The sequence below is a fragment of the Deltaproteobacteria bacterium genome, assembly GCA_018668695.1.
Lineage (GTDB): Bacteria > Myxococcota > XYA12-FULL-58-9 > XYA12-FULL-58-9 > JABJBS01 > JABJBS01.
This window is the reverse complement of sequence record JABJBS010000375.1, coordinates 1-7,347: the sequence shown is the minus strand read 5'-3', so window position 1 is coordinate 7,347 and position 7,347 is coordinate 1. Positions and strand designations below refer to the sequence as shown.

Annotated in this window: 10 protein-coding genes; 6 read left to right on the top strand and 4 right to left on the bottom strand. The window is 50.8% G+C overall.

Annotated elements, in window-relative coordinates:
• The coding region (locus tag HOK28_21715) for an alpha/beta fold hydrolase (protein ID MBT6435725.1) at positions 1 to 653 on the bottom strand (653 nt) is incomplete at its 3' end.
• Positions 654 to 778: 125 nt separating this feature from the next.
• On the opposite strand from HOK28_21715, the gene HOK28_21710 reads away from it, so the two are divergent.
• A complete protein-coding gene (locus HOK28_21710) occupies positions 779 to 1,690 on the top strand; it encodes a glycerophosphodiester phosphodiesterase (protein MBT6435724.1) in 912 nt (303 codons plus the stop codon).
• Here HOK28_21710 and HOK28_21705 read toward each other — a convergent pair.
• On the bottom strand, positions 1,655 to 2,086 hold the full coding sequence (locus HOK28_21705; GenBank protein MBT6435723.1) for a peptidylprolyl isomerase: 432 nt from the start codon (positions 2,084 to 2,086) through the stop codon (positions 1,655 to 1,657). The two genes, HOK28_21710 and HOK28_21705, sit on opposite strands and share 36 nt — an antisense overlap.
• 147 nt (positions 2,087 to 2,233) lie before the next feature.
• On the opposite strand from HOK28_21705, the gene HOK28_21700 reads away from it, so the two are divergent.
• The 3 genes from HOK28_21700 to HOK28_21690 are packed head-to-tail and all read left to right on the top strand — an operon-like array spanning position 2,234 to position 4,770.
• Positions 2,234 to 3,649, top strand: coding sequence for an SUMF1/EgtB/PvdO family nonheme iron enzyme (locus tag HOK28_21700; GenBank protein MBT6435722.1), 1,416 nt, complete (start codon positions 2,234 to 2,236; stop codon positions 3,647 to 3,649).
• On the top strand, positions 3,649 to 4,047 hold the full coding sequence (locus HOK28_21695; protein MBT6435721.1) for a (deoxy)nucleoside triphosphate pyrophosphohydrolase: 399 nt from the start codon (positions 3,649 to 3,651) through the stop codon (positions 4,045 to 4,047). The genes HOK28_21700 and HOK28_21695 overlap by 1 nt, the downstream gene beginning before the upstream one ends.
• Before the next feature lie 18 nt (positions 4,048 to 4,065).
• Positions 4,066 to 4,770, top strand: coding sequence for a methyltransferase domain-containing protein (locus HOK28_21690; protein ID MBT6435720.1), 705 nt, complete (start codon positions 4,066 to 4,068; stop codon positions 4,768 to 4,770).
• 87 nt (positions 4,771 to 4,857) lie between these two features.
• Here the strand turns inward: HOK28_21690 and rpsD are convergent, their stop codons facing one another.
• Complete coding sequence (gene rpsD / locus HOK28_21685) at positions 4,858 to 5,475, bottom strand: 30S ribosomal protein S4 (protein ID MBT6435719.1); 618 nt, start codon at positions 5,473 to 5,475, stop codon at positions 4,858 to 4,860.
• Positions 5,476 to 5,707: 232 nt separating this feature from the next.
• On the opposite strand from rpsD, the gene HOK28_21680 reads away from it, so the two are divergent.
• Together HOK28_21680 and HOK28_21675 are read left to right on the top strand one after the other, a co-directional pair.
• Positions 5,708 to 6,292 (top strand): molecular chaperone DnaJ, encoded by a 585-nt coding sequence (locus tag HOK28_21680; GenBank protein MBT6435718.1) that lies wholly within the window; start codon positions 5,708 to 5,710, stop codon positions 6,290 to 6,292.
• Positions 6,293 to 6,393: 101 nt separating this feature from the next.
• Positions 6,394 to 6,861, top strand: coding sequence for an Lrp/AsnC family transcriptional regulator (locus HOK28_21675; protein MBT6435717.1), 468 nt, complete (start codon positions 6,394 to 6,396; stop codon positions 6,859 to 6,861).
• Here HOK28_21675 and HOK28_21670 read toward each other — a convergent pair.
• The coding region (locus tag HOK28_21670) for a hypothetical protein (GenBank protein ID MBT6435716.1) at positions 6,862 to 7,347 on the bottom strand (486 nt) is incomplete at its 5' end.

Genomic DNA, 7,347 nt, shown 5'->3' with positions numbered 1-7,347 from the left:
TGCTCAGGGCAAACCACCAATGTAGGTAAACCACGAAGACGATGCAGCCTATCGGCCGTATCATAGGCCCGGCATGCATTTCCCTGAGCCACAAGGTCCACCATCGATGGGTGTCCGTTAAAATCTCGTCGCAGCAACGAGCGAAACCATTGGTCGTCTTTGGTAGCGATAAAGTCATCCGGAAATAAAGTACGCTTAAAGGCTCGAATACGAGAGCGTGCTGAACCCAGAAAACAACTTGCAAGCTTTGGAACGCCAGGCACAACCGCAATATTGCCGCGTTTTCCTCCCGCCGTCGTTGCCAGAAGCGAGAGACTACGAACCCGGTGCCCGTACTCAAGGGCAAGCTCTTGAGCCACCATACCACCCATTGAAATTCCAACAATATGAGCGGCAGCCCATTGCTTGGCATCCATCAGGCCAACGACATCCCGGGCCATATCCTTCATACCAAAAATCGGCTTAGGCAGTTCGCTCTCACCAATGCCGCGATGATCATACCACATCACCTGATGGTCGTTTTCGAGGCCCTTTATCTGGGTATCCCAGGCATTTCCCCGAGTTGCGAACCCCATAATCAAGATCACGGGCGTGCCTGTCTCGCCCGACACGTTGTACCAAAACTTAGAACCATCAAGATATGCTAAAGCCATAGCACTTTTGCATATCACTGACTCAGCCTAGGTCAATGACTCTGCCCGGCCAGTTGTAAGTGTTCGTAGCTCTATCCTTTGCCCTTGAGGCGATGCATTGTAAAATGGAATCGAGGAGAGCCACTATGTCTATCGGCCCGCGCGAAATCATCACCCACGGCATTGAGGCTATTCGCTCAAAAATATCCAGTGATCAGTGGGTAACTCATAACCCTCGCCCAAGAACACAATTCCCGATCGAAGAGCAAATGCTGGTGCTTGGTCACCGCGGTGCGCGAGGGGTTGCTCCCGAAAATACGATGGCCGGATTTGAAGTGTGCTCAAAACTAGGAGTCGGATTCGAGCTGGATACCCAGCTCTGCGCAAGTGGTGAGCCGGTTGTTTTTCACGACGATACCCTCAATCGATGTACCAATGGCTCAGGATATCTTTACCACCAATCTCTTAAACAACTTAAAAAGCTCGATGCAGGCAGTCACTTCTCGCCTGAGTTTTGCGGCGAGACCATACCGACTCTTGGTGAGGTACTTGAAACGTACGGGAAAAGTTTAGTCGTTGACATTGAGATCAAAGATGAAAGTTTCAACAATGACCCACGTCCATTGGTCGATGCTGTCTTTAAAGAAATCGACAAACGCAATCTGCACGACCGAGTGAGCATAACATCCTTTAATCCCGAAGTTCTCTGGCTTATGCGAGAGCGATGTCCTGAAATATTACGAGGTCAGATCTATTACAGCTTTGAAGATACAGTGCTGCCTGTCTATCAGCGTGAGTTTCTTAGGAACCTGGGTTTCAATTCGCAAACCAAACCCGATTGGCTCGTTCCTCGTCATCTCATGGTTAACCAAGATTACGTTGGGCGCTATCAGAGTTTGGGTTACCGGGTCTCAACTTGGACGGTGAACCATCCCGGTGAAATGAGGCGGCTTCTCAATTTGGGAGTGGACAGCATCATCACCGACTACCCTGCAACTCTTAAAAAAGTAGTCGAAGAGCACCTAAACGACATCAACCAGATTCACGGTAAAATTTAAGGTTTTACCAACCAAGGGATGGTTTCCATCCACCACGCAAATCTGCTCGGTCGTTCGCATGACCATCACTTCGACATCTTCGTCATCCTTCTCAATGGTCACTCTTCTCTTAGCACCAATGTCCGGTAAAGCATCCGGCGGTACGCGGCTTGAATTCACGGTAAAAACCAAGTCTGGCATGTAGTAGCCGTAAGCAAGATCTGGGGCCAGACGCAGCGCCTTTTCTTCCCCCGACTCCATACCCACCAACGCTATTTCCAGTGCGGGTAAAAGGTGGTTCTCCCCAATGACCAATTCAATTGGTTCATTTTCACGTGAATCACAAAATACCGTCTGGTCATCGAGCCAGCCCACATAGTGGATAAGTACAGTATCGCCCTCTTCAGCAATGCCCATACCTAATTAAAAAAGTTTTGTTAAATCACGTCAATAAAAGGATGCATCTTATTGTCGCATTGCATCAGAAATAAGGGGCAGGTTTTCATTAGACACCCGCCTCCACCCGCCGTAAAGTCTCCTAATTGTTTCATGGGAGGATGATTGATGACTCGACTGGCTTATTTACCCCTGCTCACAGGTATGTGCCTCTTTCTTTTAAGTACCGGGTGCTCAGCTATCCCCGACGGCGATACGGCATGCCCCAGCGGTTATCCATTTTCCTCCTGCCCCGAGGGGTACACTTGTATTGAGGAAGAACCTGGTTGCGAAGCTGCCGCGGCTACCGAAGTGGAATCATGCGCCTCTCAAGATTATTCGATTTGCTCGGGCGACACCGCCTACTGGTATGACAGCTGCGGAAACCTCCAGGGTGTTCGAGAAGAATGCACCGATACCGAATGTTTCGATGGTAAATGCCTAGATCCAGCATGCGATGATACCAACCAAAATGGCTCCGAAACGGACATCGACTGCGGTGGTTCCTGCCCAACCTGTGACGAAGGACAAAGCTGCTTGGTCGACTCAGACTGTGTAAGTTACCTCTGCACAGACAGTGTCTGCTCGGCCTCTAGCTGCAGCGATGGCGTAGCAAACGGTGGTGAAACCGACGTGGATTGTGGTGGTCCAGCATGCTCAGGATGCGGCATCAACCTCAACTGCCTTGAAAACTCAGACTGTGAATCTACGACCTGCCAAAATGGCGCGTGCGTGATGTCTTTTTGTAACGATGGCACACTCAATGGTTCGGAATCCGATGTCGACTGTGGCGGCGAAGATTGCGCGGGCTGTGAAGGCGGCCAAACGTGTAGCGAAGGCTCCGATTGCTTAAGCCAAACCTGCAGCGGTGGCACTTGTACCGAGTTTAACTGCCCCAGTGATATGGTTCGCATCGGCACAAGAGCTGCCTGCATCGACAAGTACGAAGCAGCTGTTTTTCAAAATGAAGACTGCAGCGGAACCCAGTATGGCTTAGATACCAACGACAACTTCCCTTCAGGGTTTCCCGACAATGTAGCCAGCGAAGGTTGCACAGGAACATGCCAGGAAGTTACCGTCACAGAGCCAAGCACGGCAGTTTACGCATGTAGCAACAGCGGTGTCCGCCCAAGTGCCAACATGACTTGGTTCCAGGCTCGCCGCGCGTGTGAAAACAGCGGCAAGCAGCTTTGTAAACTCCCATCAGACTGGCTCTTCTCCTGCCAAAGCGGCATCAGTAACGAGTACCCCTACGGCAATACTTACGTTCAGTCTCAATGTAACGATGGCTGGCGGGGCGTCGGGCGTTCCGAGCCCGGAGGAACTCTCGCAAACTGTCACGGCCAAGGATTTGCCGCACCTCTTTACGATATGAGCGGTAACGTGTGGGAATGGACCGATAGCTGCATCGGTAGCGGTCAGTGCTTTCAAGCTGGTGGTGGCTTTTCAGATATCGATGATTACCTGCAATGTGACCACTCTTTGGCTGCAGCGGCCAACGTTGGCAACCAATTTACAGGTTTTCGCTGTTGCTACACGCCTTAATGGCTAGCGAGTATCTCCCAGTGGTCGCAGCCGTAATCTACCGCGACCAAAACCTCCTTCTTGCGAGAAGAAAGCCCGGCAAATCCATGGCTGGCTACTGGGAGTTTCCGGGCGGGAAAATTGAGGCCGGAGAAACTGCCGAAAAAGCTCTCGCGCGCGAACTCCTCGAAGAGTTCGATATCATTGTTTCTGTTGGCAAAGAGATTGCCACCCACCGACATGATTATGAGCACATCAAAATTGAGCTTATCGCTCACGAAACTCGAATTGAGTCGGGTGAATTTGAATTGCGAGATCATGACGCCATCGTCTGGGTTACTGCTCAAGAAGCTAGTGAGTACAAGCTTGCTCCGGCCGATATCCCTATTTTAGACCATATCCTCCAGGCGCAGGCCTAGAAGGCCGAGGCAGCTTCGATGAAATGGAAAGACCTTCTTTTTAGCACTGGGCTCAGTGCGAACTTCTACACCGCCATAACCCGGCAGGTCTTCTGGAGAAGAGCCATCATCGGCATGCTCGATTGCGTCCAATGTGTCCCTCTGAAGGCGAAAATCCTAGACTTGGGCTGTGGGCCAGGAACCAGTACGTTTGCTCTGGGAGCGCGAATCCCCAGGCCCGCTCAGCTCACTGGGATCGATCTCTCAGGTGAAATGATTGAGATTGCCCGCGCCGCCCACCAAAAGGATTGGTCGCATCTTAAGCACCTGAGCTTTACACAGGGCGACGCCACCCACCTTCCCTACCCCGACCAAAGTTTCGACCTGGTCTTTGGGCACAGTTTTCTTTACCTCGTCGATGATCCGGTCGCTGTGCTCTTGGAAGTAGCACGCGTACTCAAAACAAACGGCCAAGTTGTTTTTATGGAGCCCAACGGCAATGGCTCCCTCAAAAAAGCGGCACTTGAATCAATTCCCAATGCCGCTCAGTGGCTTAGCCGGCCTTGGAGTGCCGCCCGGTTTGGGATCTCAATGGCTCTGTGGCGTGTCGTTAGCGGCGGAGTCGGCCAGATGACGGAAGACAAGCTCTCTCGTTTTTTCACGCAAGCTGGCTTTACCGAGCACCACACACAGCCCACCCTCGGCTCCCTCGGACTTCATACCAGTGGGAAAATTCAGCATTGAACCGCTTGATTTGAGGTAGCCGTCAAAAATTGGCCAAAAAAAAGCGCCCACAAAGTGGACGCTTCTTCGAAAGTCTCTCGAATAGTCTCAGACAATCTGAGAATAAAATTCGATGATGAGGTTTTCTTGAACTTCAAGAGGAACATCATCACGAGTAGGAGTTGAACGAAACTCCTTCTTAAACGGAGAAGAATCTTCAGTGCCGAGGTAGCTTGGGATTTCCAAAGCTGGAGATGCAATGCACTCCTCAACCAATGGCATCTTCTGGCTCTTCTCACGAATAGAGATTACGTCGCCTGCTTGGCAAGTATAGCTTGGGATGTCGAGACGACGTCCGTTTACCATTACATGGCCATGCGTTACGAACTGACGAGCAGCAGGAATCGTGGGTGCAAAACCAGCACGGAAAACAACGTTGTCTAAACGGCTTTCCAATGACTGAAGCAAGTACTGACCTGTATCACCTGGGTGAGCCAACGCCTTCTTGAAGTAAGTACGCATCTGACGCTCGGTCACACCGTAGTTAAAACGAAGCTTCTGCTTCTCTTCGAGACGAACACGATAATCAGACCGCTTGATACGACGTGACATGCCGTGGACACCTGGCGGATATGGGCGACGCTCGGCAGTTTTGCGCGTCAAGCCTGGCAGGTGTTGTTGGAAACGCCGAACAATTTTTAAACGAGGACCGCGGTTTCGCGACATCGAACTCTCCTTCAAACTTACCTACGACCCATAGCCAAAATCGGCACCAGTTGCAGTGGGCACCCGGCTTGGTCGAGAATAGAGGTGGGCTGATAGTTAACTCGACCGTTTTTGTCAATGTTCTCGTGCCTGTCGCCCAATATTTTGTCTCAAGAACCCGATCGTTAAGCTCAACGCGTAAAGATTGGCCAAACGAAAGGCTCCGTGTTATGGCCTCTATGGGGAGTTTTATGTGAAAGATCAATACCTTAACGCGTTCCAGGCTGAGCTCTTGGAAATTCTCGAAAATCGAGACACCGGGATCAGCGAGTACGAATTAATTCGTCTTTTGGGCGAAAGAGGCCACAAACGCTTCTCCGGATCCTTCCTCGGGAACGAACCAGAGCTCTTTCGTGCACATTTTATTCTCTTCAACGCCCTCTATTGCATCCGCCAAAAGATACGAGAACGCGACCAAAGAGACATCGAAATCACTGCCGTAAAAATTATGCTGCACAAAACCGGCGCCGCAAAACAGGGGCTCCAGAAGGCAGATCCACTCGAAGCCTATTACCTGGATGTCAAAAACCTAAAAGAAACCACTGACGATGACGTTTATGAGCTTCTCGCGAGCTTCTGGAACCGGTTTCAAGTTAGCAGCGACAAAGATGAAGCCTTGGCCCAGCTCGCCTTATCAGAGCCAGTTGAGCCTCAGGCCATTCGAAAGCGGTACCGTGAGCTTGCGTTCGAACATCACCCCGATCGGGGCGGTTCGGCGGATAAACTCGCTACAATCAACGAAGCTATGGACACTCTCCGTGTCTATTACGCGCTTTAATTCCGAATTCCCGAATAAAAAACACAGATCTACTGAAAAAACGGTTGTATAATGTCGTAAAAAACGAATTATATACAATCTAAGTATGGAGGTAGTTCACCATGAAGTTAGATGAAATCGATCACAAAATCCTAGAAACGCTGCAAAACGATGCGAGGCTCTCGAATAAAGAGCTGGCGGCAAGTGTAGGGCTCGCGCCTTCAAGCTGCCTCGAGAGAGTACGGCGGCTTCGTAATAATGGTGTCCTAAAGGGGTTTCACGCTCGGGTTAACCCGAAAAACCTAAACATTGGGCTGGAGGCAATGATCTCAGTCCAGCTACAACGCCACTCCCGAGATATGGTTGAGAGCTTCCATCAGCACTTGATGACTCTCCCAGAAGCGATGGCCATCTACCACGTCGCTGGTACCCACGATTATCTTGTTCACGTGGCTGTCCGTGATTCAGATCATCTAAGAGACTTGGCTCTCGATGCATTCACAACACGAGAAGAAGTTGCCCATATTCAGACGGCACTGATCTTTGGCACAGAACAAAAACCTGTTCTTCCCAATTATCTCGTCCCTTAATTAAGTCCCCGATGGATCCGCAGTGTCCGCTGCATCGCTGGCATCTGCCGCGTCGCTACTATCCGATGGATCTGTAGCATCACTCACGTCCGCCGCGTCACTGCTATCCGATGGATCTGTAGTATCCGCCGCGTCGCTACTATCCGATGGATCTGCTGCATCGCTCGCGTCTGCCGCGTCACTGCTATCCGATGGATCTGCTGCATCGCTCGCGTCCGCTGCGTCTGTAGGATCGACTTCGGGCACGTCATAAGTAAATTCTCCCACAACATAGGGCACTGAATCTTCGTCCGCTAAATAGACAGTATTGGGGTTTTCAATTTGTAGATCTACTACACCCGTTCCCGGTGGCGTTGTAACCCAAATTGTTCTCCATCCCGTCGGGTATACATTGTTGTATACGGTGATTGCTGTGCCTGCGATGCCGCCAAAAGTCACAATAGGATTACTTGGGAAATTCCCGCCTTCGATAACAATCTGAGTGCC